The sequence below is a fragment of the Micromonospora sp. NPDC049102 genome (assembly GCF_043197485.1).
Classification (GTDB): Bacteria; Actinomycetota; Actinomycetes; order Mycobacteriales; family Micromonosporaceae; genus Micromonospora.
In genome coordinates this window covers 194796-216131 of record NZ_JBICTE010000001.1, presented here as the reverse complement: position 1 = coordinate 216131, position 21336 = coordinate 194796, and the positions used below count along the sequence as shown (strand labels likewise).

The 21336-nt window shown below is 72.2% G+C and carries 20 protein-coding genes; 12 read left to right on the top strand and 8 right to left on the bottom strand.

The genetic code is table 11. The features are described 5' to 3' along the window. The first annotated feature begins 23 nt into the window (after positions 1 to 23). From ACGFH9_RS01015 to ACGFH9_RS01000, 4 genes are all read left to right on the top strand, one after another. Complete coding sequence (locus tag ACGFH9_RS01015; protein ID WP_393213431.1) at positions 24 to 3476, top strand: ATP-dependent helicase; 3453 nt, start codon at positions 24 to 26, stop codon at positions 3474 to 3476. Between the two features lie 226 nt (positions 3477 to 3702). Then, positions 3703 to 3906, top strand: a complete 204-nt coding sequence (locus tag ACGFH9_RS01010) for a cold-shock protein (RefSeq protein ID WP_393213428.1) — start codon at positions 3703 to 3705, stop codon at positions 3904 to 3906. A gap of 223 nt (positions 3907 to 4129) precedes the next feature. Beyond that, positions 4130 to 5443, top strand: a complete 1314-nt coding sequence (locus tag ACGFH9_RS01005) for a DEAD/DEAH box helicase (RefSeq protein ID WP_393213425.1) — start codon at positions 4130 to 4132, stop codon at positions 5441 to 5443. Positions 5444 to 5673: 230 nt separating this feature from the next. Then, positions 5674 to 5874, top strand: a complete 201-nt coding sequence (locus tag ACGFH9_RS01000) for a hypothetical protein (RefSeq protein WP_393213422.1) — start codon at positions 5674 to 5676, stop codon at positions 5872 to 5874. A gap of 240 nt (positions 5875 to 6114) precedes the next feature. On the opposite strand, the gene ACGFH9_RS00995 is transcribed toward ACGFH9_RS01000, so the two are convergent. Genes ACGFH9_RS00995 through ACGFH9_RS00980 form a run of 4 tightly spaced genes read right to left on the bottom strand, consistent with a single transcriptional unit; the run spans position 6115 to position 9268 of the window. Then, positions 6115 to 6552: an RrF2 family transcriptional regulator gene (locus tag ACGFH9_RS00995; RefSeq protein ID WP_393213419.1), complete on the bottom strand. Its 438-nt coding sequence runs from the start codon at positions 6550 to 6552 to the stop codon at positions 6115 to 6117. 1 nt (position 6553) lies between these two features. Next, a complete protein-coding gene (locus ACGFH9_RS00990; protein WP_393213416.1) occupies positions 6554 to 7438 on the bottom strand; it encodes an ABC transporter permease in 885 nt (294 codons plus the stop codon). After that, positions 7428 to 8207, bottom strand: a complete 780-nt coding sequence (locus tag ACGFH9_RS00985; RefSeq protein ID WP_355237130.1) for an ABC transporter ATP-binding protein — start codon at positions 8205 to 8207, stop codon at positions 7428 to 7430. Before ACGFH9_RS00985 ends, ACGFH9_RS00990 begins: the two co-directional genes overlap by 11 nt. Next, positions 8204 to 9268, bottom strand: a complete 1065-nt coding sequence (locus ACGFH9_RS00980) for an ABC transporter substrate-binding protein (protein ID WP_393213412.1) — start codon at positions 9266 to 9268, stop codon at positions 8204 to 8206. The genes ACGFH9_RS00985 and ACGFH9_RS00980 overlap by 4 nt, the downstream gene beginning before the upstream one ends. 173 nt (positions 9269 to 9441) lie before the next feature. Between ACGFH9_RS00980 and ACGFH9_RS00975 the strand changes: the two genes are divergently transcribed. The 4 genes from ACGFH9_RS00975 to nudC all read left to right on the top strand — a co-directional run bounded on the left by ACGFH9_RS00975 (position 9442) and on the right by nudC (position 14254). Next, entirely contained in the window at positions 9442 to 10560 is a 1119-nt protein-coding gene (locus ACGFH9_RS00975) for an LLM class flavin-dependent oxidoreductase (RefSeq protein ID WP_393213409.1), read from the top strand. A gap of 10 nt (positions 10561 to 10570) precedes the next feature. Continuing rightward, positions 10571 to 11881 (top strand): M16 family metallopeptidase, encoded by a 1311-nt coding sequence (locus ACGFH9_RS00970; protein WP_393213406.1) that lies wholly within the window; start codon positions 10571 to 10573, stop codon positions 11879 to 11881. Further along, positions 11878 to 13221, top strand: a complete 1344-nt coding sequence (locus ACGFH9_RS00965; RefSeq protein WP_393213403.1) for a M16 family metallopeptidase — start codon at positions 11878 to 11880, stop codon at positions 13219 to 13221. The genes ACGFH9_RS00970 and ACGFH9_RS00965 overlap by 4 nt, the downstream gene beginning before the upstream one ends. A 73-nt stretch (positions 13222 to 13294) precedes the next feature. Continuing rightward, a complete protein-coding gene (gene nudC, locus ACGFH9_RS00960; RefSeq protein ID WP_393213400.1) occupies positions 13295 to 14254 on the top strand; it encodes an NAD(+) diphosphatase in 960 nt (319 codons plus the stop codon). 126 nt (positions 14255 to 14380) lie between these two features. Here the strand turns inward: nudC and ACGFH9_RS00955 are convergent, their stop codons facing one another. The 3 genes from ACGFH9_RS00955 to ACGFH9_RS00945 form a co-directional block, all read right to left on the bottom strand. Then, positions 14381 to 14656 carry a hypothetical protein gene (locus ACGFH9_RS00955; protein ID WP_393213397.1) on the bottom strand — a complete coding sequence of 92 codons (276 nt, stop codon included), beginning with the start codon at positions 14654 to 14656 and terminating at the stop codon, positions 14381 to 14383. Between the two features lie 211 nt (positions 14657 to 14867). After that, complete coding sequence (locus ACGFH9_RS00950; protein ID WP_355237147.1) at positions 14868 to 15107, bottom strand: DUF397 domain-containing protein; 240 nt, start codon at positions 15105 to 15107, stop codon at positions 14868 to 14870. A 74-nt stretch (positions 15108 to 15181) separates the two neighbouring features. Next, positions 15182 to 16162, bottom strand: a complete 981-nt coding sequence (locus ACGFH9_RS00945; RefSeq protein ID WP_393213394.1) for a helix-turn-helix domain-containing protein — start codon at positions 16160 to 16162, stop codon at positions 15182 to 15184. Between the two features lie 216 nt (positions 16163 to 16378). Between ACGFH9_RS00945 and ACGFH9_RS00940 the strand changes: the two genes are divergently transcribed. Beyond that, entirely contained in the window at positions 16379 to 17668 is a 1290-nt protein-coding gene (locus tag ACGFH9_RS00940; RefSeq protein WP_393213391.1) for an MFS transporter, read from the top strand. Positions 17669 to 17731: 63 nt separating this feature from the next. On the opposite strand, the gene ACGFH9_RS00935 is transcribed toward ACGFH9_RS00940, so the two are convergent. Continuing rightward, positions 17732 to 17974, bottom strand: a complete 243-nt coding sequence (locus ACGFH9_RS00935; protein ID WP_355050572.1) for a mycoredoxin — start codon at positions 17972 to 17974, stop codon at positions 17732 to 17734. A 93-nt stretch (positions 17975 to 18067) separates the two neighbouring features. On the opposite strand from ACGFH9_RS00935, the gene ACGFH9_RS00930 reads away from it, so the two are divergent. The 3 genes from ACGFH9_RS00930 to ACGFH9_RS00920 all read left to right on the top strand — a co-directional run bounded on the left by ACGFH9_RS00930 (position 18068) and on the right by ACGFH9_RS00920 (position 21102). Continuing rightward, positions 18068 to 20233: an ATP-dependent DNA helicase UvrD2 gene (locus ACGFH9_RS00930; RefSeq protein WP_393213387.1), complete on the top strand. Its 2166-nt coding sequence runs from the start codon at positions 18068 to 18070 to the stop codon at positions 20231 to 20233. A gap of 122 nt (positions 20234 to 20355) precedes the next feature. Beyond that, positions 20356 to 20607, top strand: a complete 252-nt coding sequence (locus ACGFH9_RS00925; protein ID WP_393213384.1) for a hypothetical protein — start codon at positions 20356 to 20358, stop codon at positions 20605 to 20607. A gap of 129 nt (positions 20608 to 20736) precedes the next feature. Next, positions 20737 to 21102 (top strand): WhiB family transcriptional regulator, encoded by a 366-nt coding sequence (locus ACGFH9_RS00920; protein WP_139582271.1) that lies wholly within the window; start codon positions 20737 to 20739, stop codon positions 21100 to 21102. The last annotated feature ends 234 nt before the right edge of the window (positions 21103 to 21336 follow it).

Below are 21336 nucleotides of genomic sequence, written 5' to 3'. Positions count from 1 at the left end.
CAGTCCCGAACTGAGACGACACAGTGACCCAGCCCACCCTGTTCGGCGCGGGTCCCGCGCCGACGCCCCGGCTCGCGGACTCCGGCCCCCGGTACACGCCCGTGGAGCTGGCCAAGCTGCTGCGGTTGCCGGCGCCCACCCGGGAACAGGCCGCGATCATCGCCGCCCCGGTGGAGCCGCTGCTCGTGGTCGCGGGCGCCGGGTCGGGCAAGACCGAGACGATGGCCGCGCGGGTGGTCTGGCTGGTGGCCAACTCGTACGTGCGGCCGGAGCAGATCCTCGGGCTGACGTTCACCCGCAAGGCGGCCGGTGAGCTGGCGCACCGGGTCCGTACCCGGCTCGACCAACTGATCCGCAGGGTCGGCCGGCAGGACCGCGACCGGCTCGACGACCCGCTCGCCGGTGAGCCCACCGTCTCCACCTACCACTCGTACGCCGGGCGGATCGTCACCGAGCACGGTCTGCGGGCCGGCTACGAGCCGTCCACCCGGCTGCTGACCGAGGCGTCCCGCTGGCAGTTGGTCGATCTGCTGGTGCGCAACTACGACGGCGACATGTCCGAGGTGGACCGGATGCCGAGCACCATCACCGACGCGGTGCTGGCGCTCGCCGGGGAGTTGGACGAGCACCTGGTCGCCCCGGACGAACTGGCGGCCTGGACCGGCCGGTTCTTCGCCGAGGTGCAGTCGCGTCCCGGCCGGGTGTACGCCGACGTACGCAAGGCGCTCACCCTGCAACAGACCCGGCTGCGTCTGCTCCCGCTGGTGCGGGCGTACGCCCGACGCAAGGTGGACTTCGAGGCGATGGACTTCGCCGACCAGCTCGCCCGGGCGGCCCGGGTGGCCCGGGATCACCCGGCGGTCGGCGAGATCGAGCGGGACCGTTTCCGGGTGGTGCTGCTCGACGAGTACCAGGACACCAGCCATGCTCAGGTGGTGCTGCTCAACGCGCTGTTCGGCGGCGGGCACCCGGTGACGGCGGTGGGTGACCCGTGCCAGTCCATCTACGGCTGGCGCGGGGCCAGTGCCGGCACCCTGGACCGGTTCCCCACCGAGTTCGCCAGGACCGACGGCGAGCCCGCGCCGGCGCTCGGGCTGACCACCAGCTGGCGTAACCGTCCGGAGATCCTGCGGGTGGCGAACGCGCTGTCGACGCCGCTGCGCGCGGCCGGCGCGCGGGTGCCGGAGCTGCGGTCGGCGCTGACCGTCCGGGAGCCGATTCCGCACCGCAGCCCCGGCGGGGCGGCCGGTGGCACGGTGCACTGCGCGCTGCTGCACACGTACGCCGACGAGGCCGCGTGGATCGCCGACAGCGTGCTCGCGGCCTGGCGTGGCGCTGCCCGGATGCCCGGCGCGGCACCGGAGCACATCCCGGTGGCGCAACGCCCGACGACGGCCGTGCTGGTCCGCGTCCGCAGCCAGATCCCGGCGATCGAGTCGGCACTGCGCGAGCGTGGCCTGCCGGTGGAGGTGGTCGGGCTGGGTGGCCTGCTCGACACCCCCGAGGTCCGGGACGTGGTGTGCACGCTGCGGGTGCTGGCCGACCCGACCGACGGGGCCGCGCTGTTGCGGTTGCTCACCGGCGCCCGGTGGCGGATCGGGCCGCGGGACCTGGTGGCGCTGCACCGACGGGCGCGGGGCATCGCGAAGGCCCGCCAACAGGTGGCCGCCGACGAGGACTCGGACATCAGCCCCGACCTGCTGGACGAGGCGACCCTGGTGGAGGCGTTGGCCGATCTCGGGCCGGCGCAGGCGTACTCGGCGGAGGGGTTCGCGCGGCTGCGGGCGTACGGCATGGAGTTGGCGCTGCTGCGCTACCGGTTGGATCAGGCGTTGCCGGATCTGATCGCGGACATCGAGCGGACCATCGGCCTGGACGTGGAGGTCGCGGTGCGTGCCGGCCGCGATGGCGCGGGCGACGCCGGCCTGGCGCGGGGTCACCTGGACGCCCTGGCGGACGTGGCGGCCCGCTTCAGCGGGGAGACGCCCGGCGCGACGCTGTCCGGCTTCCTGTCCTACCTGGCCGCCGCCGAGGACGAGGAGCGCGGCCTCGCCCCGGGCGAGGTCGAGGTCGTGGAGGGCGCGGTGCAGGTGGTCACCGCGCACGCCGCGAAGGGGCTGGAGTGGGACGTGGTGTCGGTGGCCGGTCTGTGCCGCGGGTCGTGGCCCGGGCCGGTGCGCAACTCCGACCACTGGCTGGGCGGTCTGGGCGTACTGCCGTTCCCGCTGCGTGGCGACGCCGACGGGCTGCCGGAGCTGGCGCTCGACGAGGCGGCCGACCAGCGTGCCGTGGCGCGGGCGGTGGCCGACTTCACCGACGCGTGGCGGGCCCACGACGAGCGGGAGGAGCGCCGGCTGACGTACGTCGCGGTCACCCGGCCACGCCGGCTGCTGCTCTGCTCCGGTTACTGGTGGGGGGAGGGCACGAAGCGACCGCGAGGTCCGTCGGTCTTCCTGCGCGAGGTGTACGACGCCTGCCTGGACGGCGGCCCCGGTCACCTGATCGACGCGTGGGCACCGGAGCCCACCCCGGACACCACGAACCCGACGGCCGAGGTGGTGCTCCGCGCGGAGTGGCCGGCCGACCCGCTGGGTGGCCGCCGGCCCGCGCTGGCCGAGGCCGCCGGGCTGGTCCGCCGGCTGATGACCGACGGCTCGGCCTCGGCGGCGCTCGGGCCGGGGGGGCCGGTGCTGGCCGGGCCGGTGCCGTCGCGGTCGGACGCCGAGCCGGTGGAGCAGGTCGAGCCGACCGGCCCGGAGGCCAGCCCGGAGGCCGATCCGGAGGTGGCGCGCTGGCGGCAGGAGGCCGACCTGCTGCTGGCCGAGCGGGCCGAGCTGACCCGGCTCTCCGGCGCGGTCGAGGTGGCCCTGCCCGGGCAGCTGAGCGTCACCCAGTTGGTGGCGTTGCGGCGTGACCCGGCGGCGCTGGCGCGTACGCTGCGCCGCCCGGTGCCCGCCGAACCCAACCCGTACGCCCGCCGGGGCACCGCCTTCCACGCCTGGCTGGAGCAGCGATTCGGCGCCGACCGGTTGCTGGACCTGGACGAGCTGCCGGGCGCGGCCGACGCGGACGCCGCGCCGGACGAGGCGCTGGTCGAGCTTCAGGAGCGTTTCCTGGCCAGCGAGTGGGCCAACCGGGTGCCGGTCGAGGTGGAGGTGCCGTTCGCCACGGTGATCGCGGGTGTGGTGGTCCGGGGGCGGATGGACGCGGTCTTCGCCCGTCCGGGCGACCGGTTCGACGTGGTCGACTGGAAGACCGGCGCGCGTCCCGCCGGACCGGCCGCGGATGTGGCGGCGGTGCAGTTGGCCGTGTACCGGCTGGCCTGGGCCGAGCTGGCCGGCGTCCCGGTCGAGCGGGTGGGCGCGGCGTTCCACTACGTGCGGGACGGGGTCACGGTCCGTCCGACCGATCTGCTGGACGTGACCGGGCTCACCGCCATGATCGCCCATTTGCCCGTGGATTCCACCCGAGTTTGACCATCACGGGGAAATCCGTGGTACGTTGACTGGGTTGCAGTTTTGGTTACCAGAGACTCTGTGTGCGCCTGGCGGGATTGTGGCCCCAGGCGCTCTTTGTTGTGTCCGGAGTTCTCCGGGCGGGGCGACCAGAAGCGACAGGCGATTCGCGCATCCCCGCGCGGAGCGCTCCTCTTCGGGCACGCAACAAGTGCGCGTCCGACGTTCCGTCAAGGAGACGAAACACATGGCTATTGGCACCGTGAAGTGGTTCAACGCTGACAAGGGCTTCGGCTTCATCACCCCGGACAACGGCGGCGCTGACGTCTTCGCCCACTTCTCGGCGATCCAGTCCTCCGGCTACCGGAGCCTGGACGAGAACCAGCGGGTCGAGTTCGAGGTGACCCAGGGCCAGAAGGGCCCGCAGGCGGAGAACATCCGCCCGATCTGATCTTCGGATCGGTCAGCGTTACCTGTCGCGCCCTCCGGGTGTGACGGTGACGGGACCGGCCCGCCTCGCCGCCGCCTGCCTCCGCAGGCGGCGGCCCGGCGGCGGGCCGGCCCGTACTCCAATCGGTTCGTGCTTGTGAGTCCTGGCTGCCTTGCGCCGCCGGTTGACAGCGCCGACTTCGGCGCCCTCCCTCGACACGTGCCGCGTCGAGGAAGGCTTCTGCGTGACCACAGTTATTCCGTCTTTCGCCCACACCGGTCTGGCGCCGGCACTGCTGAGCGCGCTGACCGCGCAGGGCATCACCGAGCCGTTCCCGATCCAGACGGCGACTCTTCCGGACTCGCTCGCGGGTCGGGACGTGCTCGGCCGGGGTCGTACCGGCTCGGGTAAGACGCTCGCCTTCGGGCTCCCCCTGCTCTCGCGCACCGCCGGCCGCAAGGCCCGGCCGGGTCGCCCGCTGGCCCTGGTGCTGGTGCCGACCCGGGAGTTGGCGCAGCAGGTGACCACCGCGCTCGCCCCGTACGCCCGCGCCGTCGGTCTGCGCTGCGCCACGGTCGTCGGCGGGTTGTCGTTGCAGCGCCAGGCGGACGCGCTGCGCGCCGGCGCCGAGGTGGTCGTGGCGACCCCCGGCCGGCTGCACGACCTGATCAACCGCGGCGACGCCCGGCTCGACCAGGTCGAGATCACCGTGCTGGACGAGGCCGACCAGATGGCCGACATGGGCTTCCTGCCGCAGGTGACCAAGCTCCTGGAGCAGGTCGCCCCGCAGGGGCAGCGGATGCTCTTCTCCGCCACCCTGGACGGTGGTGTGGATCGGCTGGTCCGCCGCTTCCTCAGCAGCCCGGTGACCCACTCGGTCGACCCCGGCACCGCCACGGTCACCGCGATGACCCACCACGTGCTGCACGTCGACGCGCTCGACAAGCCCGACGCGTTGACCCGGATCGCCGCCCGTGAGGGCCGCACCATCCTGTTCATGGGTACCAAGCACCGGGCCGACCGGCTCGCCCGCCAGTTGCTCTCCAAGGGTGTACGCGCCGCCGCGCTGCACGGTGGCAAGTCCCAGCCGCAGCGCACCCGCATCCTGGAGCAGTTCCGCAACGGTCAGGTGACCGCCCTGGTCGCCACGGACGTGGCGGCCCGGGGCATCCACGTGGACGGCCTCGACATGGTCGTCAACGTGGACCCGCCGACCGAGGCGAAGGACTACCTGCACCGGGGTGGCCGGACGGCCCGTGCCGGCGAGTCCGGCTCGGTGGTGACGCTGGTCCTGCCCGAGCAGCGTCGGGACATGTCCCGCCTGATGGCCGTCGCCGGCATCCGGCCGGAGTCGGTCCAGGTGCGCCCGGGCGACGGTTCGTTGGCCCGGGTGACCGGTGCCCGTGAGCCGTCCGGTGTGCCGGTCACCATCGCCGCGCCGCCGGTGGCTGTCAGCCGGGGACGTACCGCCGGTGGCTCGACCTCGGACGGCGGCGCCCGCCCGGCGCACCGCGCGTCGGGCCGGTCCCGTCGCCCGCGCCGCCCGCGTACGGTCTGATCCCTCCCGCACGTCACCGACCCGTCCCGCTTCGGCTGGGCGGGTCGGTTCGTTTCTGCCCCACCGCCGCAGCCCGTTCACCTCGGGATACTTCCGCCGGCTGGCCGTTCGGTTGAATCGGTAATCAGCCTCAAATGGGTCGGCTGGCCGACTGTGCCCCGCTGCACGGTGGTCGAAGCTGACCAGCGGGGGGAGCCGGGCGGGGGACCCGGCACGGGGGAGGAGTGACCATGGCGGGGGAAGTCGGCTCGGGGGCCCTACGCGAATTGATCCTGGTGGTCGCGGTCGGGCTCGCCGGGCTGCTCCTCGCCATGGTCGCGGCCTTCGGACCCTGGCATGCCACCACGGCGGGCCACGCGCCCGCCGGTCTGGTGGAGCTGCGCAGTCCTGGCGATCCGGGCTCCGGCCCGACGGTCGAGCACCGGGGCTGAACAGCGAACGGCCGACCGGTGCCGGCGGAGGGACAGGATCGAAACGAGGTGTGGTCGGGCCGGCGGGGCACCGGCCCGACCACACCGCCTTCGTGCGCGGGTGCGCGGGTGCGCGGGTCAACGCGGGTCAACCAACTCGTCGATCTCGCACTTTCGGTCGCCGATTTGCCGTGATACACCCCTTTTGTCGCCGCAGAAAGTGCAAGATCGCGGCGGCGGGGCGGGGCGGGGCGGGGTGGGTCAGGGGGTGGCGGGGGTTTGGTTGTGGGCCAGCAGGTCTGCCAGGGTGGTGCTGTCGACGACCGTGGCGATCGCCCCGTGCACCGCCAGCCAGACGTCGGTGAGCCCGGCGGCCACCCCGTGATAGACGGCCCGCTCGGCCGGCAGACCGCGCACGGTGGTCAGTGAGCCGCCGACCGCGCGCAGCACGTCCCCGACCGTGATCTCGGTGGCCGGCCTGGTCAGCGCGTACCCGCCGTCGGCGCCGCGGTGGCTGTACAGCAGGCCGGCCCGGCGCAGGTCGAGCAGGATGCCCTGCAGGAAGCTGAGCGGGATCTCCTGTACCTCGGCCAGGTTGCCCGCCTTCACCAGCTCGCCGACACCGTCGCCGCCCGGTGCGGCGGCGGCGACGGCGAGCATCGCCCGGAGCGCGTAGTCACTGCGCGCGGAGACGTACACCTCACTGACCAGCCTGGTCCAGTACGCCCCAACGGCGGCGGATCGCCTTGTCCGCCGCGCCGAACGCGGCGTCGACGACCAGACCGACGACCAGAATCACGATCATGGTGGAGAGCAGCCACGGCGCGTCGGACAGCTCGCGGGAGTAGGTGAGCTGCGCGCCGAGCGAGGTCTGCGAGATGCCGACCACGAGCAGCTCGCCGGCCATCAGACTGCGCCAGGAGAACGCCCAGCCCTGCTTGAGGCCCGCGACGATCGCCGGCAGCGCGGCGGGTGCGATCACGTACCGGTAGAGGTTGAGCCCGCGAGCGCCCAGGTTGCGACCGGCGCGCAGCAGCAGTGGTGGCACGTAGTCCACGCCGGAGATCACGCCGTTCGCGATCGACGGCGCAGCGCCGAGCACCACCACGAAGAAGATCGCCTTCTCGCTCAGTTCGAACAGCAGGATGGCCAGCGGGAACCAGGCGATCGACGGCATGGTCTGCAACGCGGTGATCATCGAGCCGATGGCGGCGCGCAGCACCGTGGACCGGGCCACCGCGAGACCCAGGAGCAGGCCGACGGCGACCGAGAAGACGTACCCGAGGGCCGCTCGGCGCAGCGTCGTGAGCAGGCCCTCCCAGAGCTGCGGACCCTGGGCCTGGGTGAGCAGCTCGCGGCCGACGACCAGCGGGCCCGGCAGGGAGTACGGCGGCTTCCAGCCCGACCAGACCACCACCTGCCAGGCGAGGATGGCGATGGCCAGCGCGGCGAGCTTGGGCCAGGTGGCGGCCCAGAGCCGGGTGCCCCGGGAGACCTCCTTCTCCCGGCCGGCGATCTCCAGCGCGTCCAGTCCGGTGATCTCCGCATCGCTACGCGCGGTGCTGGTGAGGGTGTCACTGGCCATGGCGGCCCACCTCCGTACGCAGTCGTTCGGTGACCTCGGCGGCGATGGCGGCGACCTCGGGAGAGTCGATCCGTCGTGGACGAGGGATGTCCACCTCGGCGGAGTAGATGATCCGGCCGGGGCGACTGGAGAGCAGGATGATGCGGTCGGCCAGTCGGGCGGCCTCACGGACGTTGTGCGTGACGAACAGGACCGAGAGTCGGCGCTCGGACCAGATCCGTTCCAGCTCGTCGTGCAGGATGTCGCGGGTCATGGCGTCCAGGGCGCCGAACGGCTCGTCCATCAGCAGCACCGGCGTGTCCAGGGCCAGGGTGCGGGCCAGCGCGACGCGCTGGCGCATCCCGCCGGACAGTTCGTGCGGACGCTTGCGGCCGAACTCGGCCAGGTGCACCGTGCGCAGCAGTTCGGCCACCCGGTCGCGGCGCTCGGCGCGGGGAAGGCCGCGTAACTTGAGCGGCACCTCCACGTTGGCCTCGACGGTCAGCCAGGGGAACAGCGCCGGCTCCTGGAACATCAGCCCCGGGCTGGCGCCACCGGCGATGCCGATCTCGCCGCCGCTGGGACGGTCCAGGCCGGCCACCAGGTTGAGCAGCGTGCTCTTGCCGCAGCCGGACGCGCCGACGAGGCAGACGAACTCGCCCGGCGCCACGTCGAGGGAGACCCCGTCCAGGGCCAGTACGGCGTTCGCGCCGCGTCCGTACACCTTGGTCACGCCGGAGAGCGCGACCGAGGTGGTCGCGCTCTGCGGCGTCGTCGTGGTCGACGTCATGGCTGGGTGACCTCGGGCTTGCCGGCCGCCTTGAGCGACTTGTTGAGGTAGGTCAGGTCGTACAGGCCCTTGAGGTCGACGGGCTCGGTGAGCTTGACCTCGACGGCGTGGTCGAGTCCGGCCTTGAGGGAGGTGGCGATCGGGTCGTTGGTGAACTCCAACGTCGGCCACGCCTGCTTGATCAGCTTGAGGTCCAGCGGCTTGCCGGTGATCTTGCCGATCGCGTCGGAGATGGCCTGCTGGGCCTCGTCCGGCTTGCTGTTGACGAACTCGTTCGCGGCGACCTGGCCGTCGACCAGCTTCTGCACCACGTCCGGGTGCGCCTTGAGGAACTTGGTGCTGACCAGCAGGTTGGTGATGACGAACTTCTTGTCCGGCCACAGGTCCCGCTCGTCGACGAGCACCTTGCCGCCGGCGTTGACCAGCCGGGACACGAACGGCTCGGGTACCCAGGCGGCGTCGATCGCGCCGCTGCTGAACGTCTCCACCGTCTGGGCGTTCTCCTGCGGCACGATCTTCACGTCGCCGCCGCCCTCCTTGGTGGTGGTCAGCCCCTGCTGCTTGAGCCAGTAGCGGACGGCCACGTCCTGCGTGTTACCGAGCTGCGGGGTGGCGACCTTCTTGCCCTTGAGGTCCTGCGGCCCGTTGATGCCGGGCTTGACGACCAGCGCCACGCCTCCGGAGGCGGCGCCGGAGACCACCCGGACGGCCTCGCCCTTGGACTTCGAGAACGCGTTGACGGTCGGGTTCGGGCCGATGTAGGTCGCGTCCAGCGCTCCGGAGAAGACGGCCTCGATGGCGGCCGGGCCGGCGTTGAAGGTCTTCGGTTCCAGCTTGACGTCGGCGCCGAGCTTCTCGGCGAAGATGCCCTTCTCCACGCCGACGACGGCCGGCGCGTGGGTGATGTTGGGGAAGTAGCCGAGCCGCAGGGTCACCGGGCCGGAGCCGCCCCCCGCGCCCTCGCTGTCGTCGCCACACGCGGCGGTGCTGCCCAGGGTCGCCGCGCCGAGGGCGGCGAGGGTGGCCAGGGTGACCAACCGGCGCAGGGGGAGCCGTCTCATCGTCCATCCAATCCGCAGTATTCCTACTTACTTGGTAGGAAGAGTGGGCCAGGCCAGGGGCAGCGTCAAGGCCCATCCACATGGCGGGAAGGGGCGTCTCAGTTATGTCGGCATTTCCTACCGTCTTGATAGGGTGTTCGGCACCGATGATCGGCTAGAAGGGTGATGGCACGTTGACCTTTCACTGGTTCCTCCCCACTTCCGGCGACGGCGACCAGGTCGGTGCCGCCACCGTCACCGCGGGGGCAGCGAGGCACGACCGGGCCGCGACGGTGGCCTACCTGGCCGAGGTCGGCCGGGCCGCGGAGGCGAACGGGTTCACCGCCGTCCTGACGCCGGTCGGTGCCGGCTGCCCCGACCCGTGGATCGTCTGCGCGGCCGTCGCCCAGCACACCGAGCGACTCGGCATGCTGGTCGCCGTCCGGGCCGGCTTCGCGCTGCCCACCCTCATCGCCCAACAGGCCGCGGCGTTCCAGGCGGTCACCGGCGGTCGGCTGTCGCTCAACATCGTGACCGGCGGCGACCCGGCCGAGCAGCGGGCGTATGGCGACTTCCTCGGGCACGACGACCGCTACGCCCGCACGGGCGAGTTCATCGAGGTGCTCCGCCGAGCCTGGGCCGGCCGCCCCTTCGACTACTCCGGCGCGCACTACACAGTCGAGGGTGGGGGCCTGGCCAGTCCACTGGTCCCGGTGCCGGCGGTCTACTTCGGTGGCGCGTCCCCGGCCGCCGAGACGGTGGCCGCCCGGCAGGCCGACACGTACCTCATGTGGGGTGAGCCGCCCGCGGCCATCGCCGCCCGGGTCGCCCGCATCCGGACGCTCGCCGCCGAACATGGCCGCACCCTGCGCACCGGTCTGCGGCTGCACGTCATCGCCCGGCCCACAAGCGGGCAGGCGTGGGCCGAGGCCGACCGGCTGATGGCCGGGATGAGCCCGGAGCGGATCGCCGCCGCACAGACCCGGTTCCGCCGGATGGACTCCGTCGGGCAGGCCCGGATGGCCGCGCTGAACGCCGGCCGCACCGACGGGCTCACCGTCGCGCCGAACCTCTGGGCCGGCGTCGGCCTGGTCCGCGAGGGCGCCGGCACCGCGCTCGTTGGCAGCTACGCCGAGGTCGCCGCCCGCATCGACGAGTACGCCGCGCTCGGCGTCGATGAGTTCATCCTCTCCGGTTGGCCCCACCGTGAGGAGGCCGAGCGGGTCGGCGCGGAGGTGCTGCCCCGGGTGGCAGCACACCCGGTGGCGGCGGCTGCACGAAGGTCGCCGGTGGCGGGCGTGCCGACGCGCTAGGGTCGATCCCGTGGCGGCGCGGAGATCCAGAATTCCAGCGACGAAGTATCCGGTCGAGCGGTTCACACTCGACAACGGCCTGCGGGTGGTCCTCACCCCCGATCGCAGTGCCCCGGTGATCGGGGTGGCGGTGGTCTACGACGTCGGCATCCGATCCGAACCCCAGGGGCGTACGGGCTTCGCGCATCTCTTCGAGCACCTGATGTTCCAGGGCTCGGAAAATCTGGAGAAGCTGGCCCACTTCCGCCACGTGCAGGGTGCTGGTGGCACGTTCAACGGCTCGACCCACCTGGACTACACCGAATACTTCGAGACGCTGCCGAGCAACGCGCTGGAGCGCGCCCTGTTCCTCGAGGCGGACCGGATGCGGGCACCCCGCCTGACCGAGGAGAACCTGCGCAACCAGGTCGACGTCGTCAAGGAGGAGATCCGGGTCAACGTGCTCAGCCGGCCGTACGGTGGCTTCCCCTGGTTGACCCTGCCGCCGGTCATGTTCGACACGTTCCCGAACGCCCACGACGGCTACGGCTCGTTCGACGACCTGGAGTCGGCCACCGTCGCCGACGCCGCCGACTTCTTCCGTCGCTACTACGCCAGCGGCAACGCGGTCCTGGCCGTCAGCGGTGACATCGACGTGGCCGAGGCGACCGAGCTGGTGACCCGGCACTTCGGCGACGTGCCGGCCCGGCCCGCGCCACAGCGGCCCGACTTCACCGAGCCCGACCTGACCGCCGAGCGGCGCAGCTCGTACACGGACGCCCTGGCGCCGCTGCCGGCGGTGGCCGGCGCGTGGCGGGTACCCGACCCGATCGGCGACTTCGCCGGCTACCTGCCGTACGTGGTGCTGGCCGAGGTGCTCACCGACGGCGAAGCGTCCCGACTGGTCGAACGCCTGGTGCAGCGCGACCGCACGGTGACCAGCCTGGGTGGCTACCTCGGCTTCATTGGCGACCCGTTCGACGTGCGTGACCCGACGGCGTTGCTGTTGCAGGCACATCTGCCGCCCGGCGGCGACGTGGACAAGGTGCTGCGCACCGTCGACGAGGAACTGGACCGGCTGGCGACCGACGGGCTGACGGACGGCGAGTTGGCCCGCACCCAGGCGCGGATGGCCACCCACCTGCTCCGCGACACCGACGCGGTGCTCGGCCGGGCGCTGCGGATGGCCGTCCTGGAGCAGCAACGCGGCGAGCCGGGCCTGCTCAACGACCTGCCCCGACTGGTCGGCGACGTCACCGAGGAACAGGTCCGCGCCGCTGCGGCCACCCTGCGCCCGGAGCGCCGGGCGATGGTCGAAGTCATCCCCGGAGGTACCCGATGACGACCACCGCCACCGCCGGGCCGCGTACGCTGCCCCCGCTCGGCCCCACCCGCAAGATCAAGGTGCCCAAGCAGGCCGAGCGCACACTGCGCAACGGGCTGACCGTGATCGCCGTACGCCGGCCCGCCGTGCCCCTGGTGGAGCTGCGGCTCTGGGTGCCGTTCGGCCGCGCCCACCCGGCGCGCGGCGCGATGCTCTCGCAGACCATGCTCTCCGGCACCGAGTCGATGACCAGCGTGCAGCTCGCCGCCGAGTTGCAGAAGGTGGGCGGCGGGCTCTTTGCGGGCGTCGATCCGGACCGACTGATGATCTCCGGCGCGGGCCTGGTCACCGGCCTGGACCGGATGTTGGAGCTGCTGGCCGAGGTGTTGACCGGTGCCAGCTACCCCGGCGACGAGGTGGCCGCCGAACGGGACCGGCTGATCGACCGGATCCAGGTCGCGCAGAGTCAGCCGTCGCACCTGGCCCGGGAAGCGTTGTTGAAGAGGATCTACGGGCGGCACCCGTACGCCACGCAGACCCCGGAGCCGGGCCAGCTCCGTGGCGTACGCCCGGCGGCACTGCGCAGCCTGCACGCCGAGCGCGTGCACCCCGCCGGTGCACAGCTGGTGGTGGTCGGGGACGTGCAGCCGGAGAAGGCGCTGGACGCGGTCGAACGGGCGCTCGCCGGGTGGACCGGGGCCGGGCGTACGGCCAACCTGCCGGCCACCCCGCCGCTTGAGCCGGGGCCGCTGCTGCTCGTCGACCGGCCCGGCTCGGTGCAGTCCTCGCTGCGGGTCGCGCTGCCCGCCGTGCCGCGCACCGACCCCGACCACGCGGCGCTGCAACTGGCCAACCTGATCTTCGGCGGCTACTTCTCGTCCCGTTGGGTGGAGAACATCCGCGAGGACAAGGGCTACACGTACGGTTCGCACTCGGTGGTCGAGCATTCGGTGGCCGGGTCGGTGCTGGTCGGCGGCGCCGAGGTGGCCACCGAGGTCACCGGCCCGGCGCTACTGGAGACCATGTACGAGCTGGGTCGGCTGGCGTCACTGCCGCCGAAGCTCGAGGAGTTGGAGCAGGCCCGCCAGTACGCCCTGGGCACCCTCCAGCTCGGCATGGCCACCCAGGCGGGTCTGGCCGCGCTGACCAGCGCGTACGCCGGGAACGGCCTGCGTCTGGAGTTCCTCGCGGAGTACGCGGCCCGACTGGCGAAGGCGACCGTCGACGATGTGGCGCGGGTTGCCGCCCACTACCTCGCGCCCGCCCGGGCGGCGGTGGTCGTCCTCGGCGACGCCGAGCGGATCACCCCGGGGTTGGCCGCGCTGATGCCGGTCCACACCGAGCCGGTGCAGCCGTGAGGCGGGACGGGCACGGCACGCCCGGCCGTGTCGCCCAGCGCCGCGGCTGGGCGGCGACCAGCGGGGCGACGACGTGAGCGGCGAGGCGGCGCCACCGCTGGCGCGTTCGACGTTGGATCGCGCCGCGCACCGGCGGGGTGACGCGCAGTGGTTGACCGAGGCATGGCTGCGCGGACGGATGCTGCTGCTCGACTCGACCGACGACGGGCGGACGCTCGCACGTACCGACGTGTCGCCCCCGACGCTGGTGCTGTTCGACGCCGCCGACGTGCCGGCCGGCGCCGAGTCGACCGCGATGTTCCTCGGTGTCGAGCCGGACGGGGTGCCGGTGTTCGCGCTCGACACGCCGCTGCCGGCGGTGTCGGGCACCCGAGCGGTCAACCTGCGGGAGGTGGGCCACCTGCTCGGCGACCGGGAGGCCGGCATCTTCACCACCGCGCTCGCGCTGCTGAACTGGCATACCCGGCACGGCTACTCGTCGGCGACCGGCGCGCCGACGGTGATGGACGAGGCCGGCTGGTCGCGGGTGGATCGCAATGGTGGCCGGATCTGGCCGCGCACCGACCCGGCGATGATCGTGCTGGTGCACGACGGCGTCGACGGCCCCGACGGCCGCTGCCTGCTCGGCAACAACGCCGGCTGGCCGGGGACCCCGGGCGGACGGCGCTACTCCTGCCTGGCGGGCTACGTCGAGCCGGGGGAGTCGGCGGAGGCCGCCGTGCTGCGCGAGGTCCGCGAGGAGGTGGGCATCGGGGTCGAGCGGATCGGGTACGTCGGCAGCCAGGCCTGGCCGTTCCCGGGTTCGCTGATGCTGGGCTTCCTGGCCACCGCCGATCCGGCGGACCCGGTGCGGGTCGATCCGTCCGAGATCGCTTACGCCCGGTGGTTCACGCGGGACGAGATCGGGGCGGCGTGCGCGGGGCGGACGGTGGACGTGGGGGACGGCGCCCGGCTGATCCTGCCGCCGCCGTCGTCGATCGCGTTGTTCCTCATCCACCGCTGGCTGGACGGCTGGGTGGACGCCGGGCGTTGAGCACGGTCCCGGCCCGTGGCCGACGTTGCCGCGGCGGTCACGGGCCGGGAACACGGGCCGCCGTGGTCGGTGGGAGCGAATGACGCGGCGGGGGAGCCGAGCCGACCACGACGGACGTCTGGTGGGTCAGGTACCGGTCCGGCTGGGTCTGCGCCGGAAGGCGGGCCGCACTTCGCTGAGCGGAAGGACCTTGACCCGTTGCTTGCCGGCTCGTACCGCGCCGACTGTGGACAGGGCCCGGGCCAGCAGTAACGCGGCGTCCCGGTCCTCGGCGTGGACGGTCTGCCGGCGTGGCTCGGGCGTGGTCGTCTCGTCGCGGAGGCGATGGCCGTCCGCCCAGGCGGCGGCGATGTCCCCGTCGGCGACGGTGCGGATGTCGGTGCGAACGATCAGGAACCGCATCAGGGTCTCCGGATGAACCGCGACGGATGAGCCAGTGTGGAAGTTCCACGTTTCGTGGGTCATGTTACGCCCCGTGTTCATCCCGGCAAGTGAAACGCGCCTATTGGTTTCGAGCCTCGTCCGATCGGCGGATGCCTGGTCAGCGGGGTCGCCGGCGGATACGACGGCGGGGCCGCCGGCATTGTGCCGACGGCCCCGCCTCAGTGGAGGATCAGTTCAGATCGAACTGGCCCGTCTTCGCTCCAGCGATGAAACCGAGCCAACCGGCCCGGTTGAACAGCAGCACCGGGCCGCCCCGGTCCTTGCTGTCGCGCAGCGCGACCGCCGACGGGCCGCTGCCCAGCGGTGCGACCTCCACGCAGTTGGAGGTCTGGCTGCGTGTGCTGGTACGCCACGGGGCGTCCGCCAGCGAACTGGCGGAGACGGACGGCGTGTGGTGGATGTCGTTCATGGCTCTGCTCCTGGTGTGAACCGATCCAATGGGACGAGTGGTGCCGCACGTCCCGACGGATGGTCCCCCGTGGATCACCGGTCCGTCAGCCGCCCCGAATCACGGCGGCGTTGGGTCGGCGCCGTTGCCGGCCCGAACGCCACTGTGGATCCGGGGCCCGCCCCGGTCAGCCGTCCCGTCGCCTCGATCAGCCAGGAGAGGGTGTCCGAGGCGTTCAGTGCCGCCGTGCATAGCCACTCGAACACTACTTTATAGCGATTTAGCGTGATTGACTCGGTCGACATGACGTCGGTGAACCCCCCTTCGATGGCCAATGTCTCCGGATCGAGTGGATCGGCGAACCGATAGAGGGAGAAGGCGGTCGGCGGAAGGTACCAATCGCCGACCTGGGTGTCCCGCGGAAGCACGTGCAGCGTCACGTTCGGCAGCAGGGCCAGCTCGCACAGCTGGTGCAGCTGCTCGTGCAGCACCTCGGGCGGGCCGGCCCGACGGCCCAGAGTCGCCTCCTCCAGCACGGCCGTGTAGCTCGGCGCGTGCGGCTCGCGCGTCAGCAGGCTCTGACGAGCCAACCGCGCCCGAACCTCGGTCTCCAGCTCGTCCGCCGGCTCGGGTTCGCCGGCGCCCTCGCCCACCCGGCGCGCCGAGAGGAGGCGGACCCGCGCGTACCCGGCGGTCTGTAGCAGGCCCGGCACCAGCACCGGGTTGTACTCGGAGATCTCCGCGCAGCCCGCCTCCAACTCGGCCCAGCTGCGCTGCTGCTGCGTCATCACCGGAAAGTTCTTCAACCAGCCGCGCATGTCGCCGGCCTCACCGGCGATCCCGAGCAACTCCTCGCGCGCCGCGGCGTCGGCGCCGTAGAGGTCCAGCAGGACGCCGACGTCCTGCGGGTCCGGTCTGCTGCGGCCGTTCTCCAGGCGTGACAGTTTGGACGCGGACGCCCAACCGATCCGTTCGATGACCTGGTCGCCGGTGAGGCCCGCGGTCTCGCGCAGGCTGCGCAGTTCGATGCCCAACCGTCGACGACGCATGATTGGGCTGGGTGCGGCAGGAGGCACAGTGTCCTCTTTCCCGTCGTCCGCCGCAGACGCGACGGTAACTGTATGAAATTCGCCCCCCACGGTCAGTATGGACGGCGCGACCGGTGTCGGAGGTTCCGGCGGGGGCGTGTCTTACCAAAAATGGACCACGGGTACGCCGGACGATGACGGACCCGCGGTCCCAGCCCCGTCGACCGCGCCCAGCCGGGCACGCCACCCTGCCGGAGGGACCCCATGCGCACCGTCCTGCGCCGACCCGACTTCCGCCTGCTGTTCGGCGGCCTGCTGGCCAGCATGACCGCCGAGTCGATCCTGCTGCTCGCGCTCGCCATCTGGGTCAAGGACCTGACCGGCTCCAACGGGCTCGCCGGCGGCATCATCTTCGCCGTCGTCGCTCCGATGACGATGGCGCCACTGGTCGGTTGGTTCGTCGACCGGTACCCGCGCCGGCCCTTCTTCGTGGCCGCGAACGTCGTCACCGCGCTGCTGCTCGTGCCGCTGTTCACCGTCCGCGACGCGAACGACGTCTGGCTCGTCTATCTGGTGGCCGCCCTGTACGGGCTGTCGTCCATCACGCTCGGCGCGGCGCTCAGCGGACTGATCCGGCAACTGGTGCCCGTGGACCTGCTGGCCGAGGCCAACGGCGCGCTGCAGACCGTACGCCAGGGGTTGCGGTTGATCGGTCCGCTGGTCGGCGCGGCGCTCTACGCGGCGCTCGGTGGGTGGGCGCTGGCCGCCATCGGCATGGTCGGCTTCGTGACCGCCGCCGCGGTGGTGACCGCGGTGCCGAGCCCGGCGCAGTCGCCGCCCACCGTACGGCTGCGCTGGCCCGCCGAGCTGGGCGCGGGCCTGCGGCACCTGACTGGTGAGCCGGCGCTGCGCCGAGCCCTCGTCGGCTACGGGCTCGGGTCGCTGGTGATGGGCTTCAGCGAGTCGTTGATCTTCGCGTACGTCGACCAGGGGTTGGACCGGGACGCCGCGTTCGTGGGCGTACTCGTGATGGTGCAGGGCGTCGGCGGGCTGTGCGGGGGGCTCTGCTCACCGGCCCTGGTCCGCCGGCTCGGCGAGGTCGGCACGCTGGCCGCCGGGGTGGCGTTCTTCGCGCCGGCCGCGCTCGCGCTCGCGTATCCCGAACTGCCGCTCGGGTTCGCGGCGGTGCTGCTGGCCGGCGTCTCGCTGCCCCTGACGATGGTGGGTCTGCACACGCTGATCCAGCGGCGCACCCCACCCGACCTGGTCGGACGGGTGGCGGCGGCCACCCAGGCGCTGGTCAGCGGACCGCAGGCGCTCTCCATCGGCGCGGGCGCCCTCCTGGTCGGCGTCCTGGACTACCGGGCCCTGTTCGTGCTGGTCGGGGTGGCCACGCTGGCCGCCGGCGCCTACCTCTGGCGGGGCCGGCACCTGAGCGCGCCGTCCGGGGCGCCGACGTCGAGGCCGCCGGCCCTGCCGGGGCCGCGCCGCCCGCTCGACGCCGGCATCGACGGGTCGGTGACCACGGCCACCCGGCGGCCGTTCCGGCGGTGACGGATGTCGGGAACGACGAACGGCCGCCCCGGAGGGCGGCCGTTGGAGTGTCGTACCGGGCGGTCAGGCGCCCAGCGTGGCCAGGTGCTGCTTGACCTGTGTGATCGAGGGGTTGGTCAGGGCGCTGCCGTCGTCGAAACGCAGCGTCGGCACCGTCTGGTTGCCGCCGTTGACGCTCATCACGAAGTCCGCGGCCTTCGGGTCCTGCTCGATGTCGACCACCTCATACCCGATGCCTTCCCGGTCGAGCTGCGACTTCAGCCGGTGGCAGTAGCCGCACCAGGGAGTGGAATACATCGTCAGCATGATCTGATCCTCCAGCTGCTCCGGCCGCCGGCTTGCCGATCAAGCCGAGGCTGTCCGCTACAACGCCCGGGGGAGCTGAGATGATTCCTGGTTGTGGGGGTTCACTCAGCGTCGGAAGGCGTACTCGCCGGGCTGGACCCGGAGCAGCGCTCCGCGGTGACCGCACCCGCCGGCCCGGTCTGCATCCTGGCCGGGGCCGGCACCGGCAAGACCCGCGCGATCACCTCCAGGATCGCTCACCGGGCGCTCTCCGGTGAGATCTCGCCCCGGCACGTGCTCGCGGTCACCTTCACCGCCCGCGCCGCCGCCGAGATGCGACACCGTCTCACAGTGCTCGGGGCGCACGGTGTCCAGGCGCGGACCTTCCACGCCGCCGCACTGCGCCAGGTGCGCTACTTCGCCCCCCGCCTGCTGGCCGGCCGAGCCATGCCCGAGCTGCTGGACAGCAAGGTGCGGCTGGTCACTCTCGCCGCCGCCCGGGTCGGTCTGCGTACCGACCGGGCTGCCGCACGGGACCTGGCCGGCGAGATCGAGTGGGCCAAGTCGTCGCTCGTCGAACCGGGCGACTACGTCGTGGCGGCGGCCCGCGCGCTGCGTGACACGCCACACGAGCCGGCGAAGGTCGCCGACGTGTTCACCGCGTACGAGCAGCTCAAACGCTCCAACGGGGTGATCGACTTCGAGGACATGCTGCGGGCCGCGGTATGGGGCATCGAGGAGCACCCGGACGTCGCCGAACAGGTCCGTGGCCAGTACCGGCACTTCGTGGTCGACGAGTACCAGGACGTCAACCCGCTCCAGCAGCGGCTGCTGGACGCCTGGCTGGGCGGCCGCACCGACCTGACGGTGGTCGGTGACGCCAGCCAGACCATCTACTCGTTCACCGGGGCGACGTCGGCGTACCTGGTCGACTTCCCGCGCCAGCACCGGAACGCCACGGTGGTCCGGCTGGTCCGGGACTACCGCTCCACCCCGCAGATCGTCGGGCTCGCCAACGCCGTGATCTCCCAGGCTCGCGGCACCGAGGCGCGGCTGCGACTGGAGTTGAGCGGACAGCGCCCTCCGGGGCCGGAACCCGACCTGCGGATCTTCACCGACGAGCCGGCCGAGGCGAACGCGGTGGCCGCGCGCTGCCGGTCGCTGATCGACGGGGGAACGCCGGCGAAGGAGATCGCCGTGCTGTTCCGGACCAACGCGCAGTCCGAGGCGTACGAGAAGGCGCTGACCGGGGCCGCCGTGCCGTACGTCGTCCAGGGCGCCGAGCGCTTCTTCGAGCGCACCGAGGTTCGCCAGGCGATGGTCGCCCTGCGCTCCGCCACCCGATCCATCCCGGGGGAGACGCCGCTGCCCACCGCCGTCGTCGAGGCGCTCACCGCCGTCGGCTGGGCGCCGGACACGCCCCCGGCCGGCGGCGCCGCCCGCGAGCGCTGGGAGGCGCTGGCCGCGCTGGTCCAGCTCGCCGAGGAGTACGCGGCCACGCCCGAGGTGGTGCCGATCGGCGAGGCCGCCTCGGTGGAGCGCGCGGTCACCCTCACCGACTTCACCGAGGAACTGGCACGCCGGGCCGCCCAGCAGCACGTGCCGACGGTGGACGGGGTCACGCTGGCATCGCTGCACTCGGCCAAGGGGCTGGAGTGGGACGCCGTCTTCCTGGTCGGCCTCGCCGAGGGCACGCTGCCCACCACGTACGCCAAGACGGTCGAGCACGTGGAGGAGGAGCGCCGGCTGCTCTACGTCGGGATCACCCGGGCCCGGCAGTGGCTCTGGCTGTCGTACGCCGCCGCGCGCTCGCCGGGCGGGCGGGCCCGACGGCCCTCGCGGTTCCTGCCCCAGCTCGACCGCTCCGGAGGCACCGAGCGGGCCGGTGCCTCCACCGGTCCCGCACCCCGTCCCGAGCGGCGTCGGACGCAGATCGTGTCCTGCCGGATCTGCGGCGCCACCCTGCTCGCCGGCCCGGACCGGAAGCTCGGTCGCTGCCCCACCTGCCCGTCCGACATCGACGACGAGCTGCACGAACGCCTGCGCGAGTGGCGGCAGCGGGTGGCCGGCGCGCAGAAGGTCCCGGCGTACGTGGTGTTCACCGATGCCACGTTGACCGCGTTGGCCGAGCGGCGGCCCGGCCGACCGGAGGAGTTGATCGCCATCGCCGGCATCGGCCCTCGCAAACTGGGTCTCTACGGCGAGTCGGTACTGGCGCTCGTGGGGGGCGCGGGGGTGGACGACGTCTGCCCGGAGAAAACTTTCGAAATCTCGTCGTAAATTCGTTTGCCCTCGCGCCCAGGCGAGGAATAGCCTCAGAACACACCACGCGAGCGGCGCCATTCCGGCTGCTCACGGGGGTTGGTCCAGTCGATTCGAGGAACGTGAGGGAGGTGGCCACCGTGGAGATCTTCACCTATGAGCGTCTGACGGCGATGCCGTCTGTCCACGCTCCGCTGTCGGCTGTCCGGGTGGCCCTTGCGGCCGCACGACCGTCGCTTCCGCAGGTGCACCAGGTTCAGGCCGAGCTGAACCTGACCGTTGCGCCGAATGCCGGAGTCGAGGGGACCAGTGGCATCACGGGCATGGGCATCGATGGCGCGAAGAAGCGCACGGATGTCCGCGGCGTTCCACCTCGAGGTAGACCAGTCTGAATCTCAGACACCGGCTCACCTCGAGGCCGCGGAACCCGCTACCGGGATCCGCGGCCTCAATTTTTTGCCCCGCCGAAGTACGTCGGAATGCGATCCACGAGATCGAAGTGAGAGAGAGGTGACCGGGAGATGAGTCTGGCGTTGGCCCCCCTCGATGTGAGCGTCGAGCTGGAGGCGAACCTGCCCTGCCGGAAGTTCGACCCCGACCTGTGGTTCTCCGACTCGCCTGCCGAGCTCGAGCTGGCCAAGTCGCTCTGCGGGGACTGCCCGCTGCGCGTCGAATGCCTGGCCGGAGCGGTGGAGCGAGCGGAGCCGTGGGGCGTCTGGGGCGGCGAGATCTTCGAGCGTGGCGCGGTCGTTCCGCGCAAGCGGCCCCGTGGCCGTCCGCGCAAGGAGGACGTCGCTCGTGACGCCGCGCTCCGGGTCGAGGCCGAGGCGCGCCTGGCGGCCAGTGGGCTGTCCGAGGTGCGTGGCGCGGTCCGGCTGGCAGCCTGACATGTTCCCGACCCGTTCCAACTACGCCGGTGGCACACCGGCAGTGAGTGAGAAAACGATGTTGAACGTTCCGAGTGGAGCCTTCGAGATGCAACTACTCCACGAAGCGTTGACCAGGGCTCGAATGCGCCGGCCTCAGGCCGGTCGTACCACCACGAGCACTGAGGCAACCCGATCCGCCCGTACCGTCGCCATGAACAGCCGCAACCAGTCGGCGCGCGACCTGGGCATTCT

What these genes read in the sequence shown, in the direction of transcription:
- ACGFH9_RS00980 (WP_393213412.1), bottom strand. Translation starts at nt 9,268, where the DNA reads ATGAGACGGCTCCCCCTGCGCCGGTTGGTCACCCTGGCCACCCTCGCC.
- ACGFH9_RS00935 (WP_355050572.1), bottom strand. Translation starts at nt 17,974, where the DNA reads ATGCTGACGATGTATTCCACTCCCTGGTGCGGCTACTGCCACCGGCTG.
- ACGFH9_RS00965 (WP_393213403.1), top strand. Translation starts at nt 11,878, where the DNA reads ATGACGACCACCGCCACCGCCGGGCCGCGTACGCTGCCCCCGCTCGGC.
- ACGFH9_RS00950 (WP_355237147.1), bottom strand. Translation starts at nt 15,107, where the DNA reads ATGAACGACATCCACCACACGCCGTCCGTCTCCGCCAGTTCGCTGGCG.
- ACGFH9_RS00940 (WP_393213391.1), top strand. Translation starts at nt 16,379, where the DNA reads ATGCGCACCGTCCTGCGCCGACCCGACTTCCGCCTGCTGTTCGGCGGC.
- ACGFH9_RS00985 (WP_355237130.1), bottom strand. Translation starts at nt 8,207, where the DNA reads ATGACGTCGACCACGACGACGCCGCAGAGCGCGACCACCTCGGTCGCG.
- ACGFH9_RS01000 (WP_393213422.1), top strand. Translation starts at nt 5,674, where the DNA reads ATGGCGGGGGAAGTCGGCTCGGGGGCCCTACGCGAATTGATCCTGGTG.
- ACGFH9_RS01010 (WP_393213428.1), top strand. Translation starts at nt 3,703, where the DNA reads ATGGCTATTGGCACCGTGAAGTGGTTCAACGCTGACAAGGGCTTCGGC.
- ACGFH9_RS00990 (WP_393213416.1), bottom strand. Translation starts at nt 7,438, where the DNA reads ATGGCCAGTGACACCCTCACCAGCACCGCGCGTAGCGATGCGGAGATC.
- ACGFH9_RS00955 (WP_393213397.1), bottom strand. Translation starts at nt 14,656, where the DNA reads ATGCGGTTCCTGATCGTTCGCACCGACATCCGCACCGTCGCCGACGGG.
- ACGFH9_RS00920 (WP_139582271.1), top strand. Translation starts at nt 20,737, where the DNA reads ATGAGTCTGGCGTTGGCCCCCCTCGATGTGAGCGTCGAGCTGGAGGCG.